The organism is Sabulibacter ruber, from assembly GCF_017355955.1.
In the GTDB taxonomy this organism is placed as follows: Bacteria; Bacteroidota; Bacteroidia; order Cytophagales; family Hymenobacteraceae; genus Nibribacter; species Nibribacter ruber_A.
The window spans coordinates 1-255 of record NZ_JAFFID010000171.1; the positions used below are offsets into that span (position 1 = coordinate 1).

Annotated in this window: 1 protein-coding gene; it reads left to right on the top strand. The window is 67.5% G+C overall.

What is annotated here, in order from left to right:
* Nucleotides 1-233, top strand: a 233-nt coding sequence (locus JT719_RS24915) for an SMc00767 family acetate metabolism repressor (protein ID WP_207436471.1), incomplete at its 5' end; no start/stop codon positions are given.
* Nucleotides 234-255 lie beyond the last annotated feature (22 nt).

Genomic DNA, 255 nt, shown 5'->3' on the forward strand with positions numbered 1-255 from the left:
TGGCACAGCAAGCGGGTTTTCAGGAAGTTCCGCCGGATGGCAGCTCCGACCTGACGCCGGAGCAGGACAGCGCGATCCGCATGATCGCCAACAACCTGCACCGGCTGAACGAGGCGGTGGTCAAGGCGGTCGAGGCGGGCATCACGGTCGAGCTGATGCGCACGGCGCGCTATCACGACGCGGCCGGCAACTGGGGTGACCAGCTCACCCCCGTGATCCGCCCCGGGAAATAGGCCGCCCCGGAAGATTGGCCTC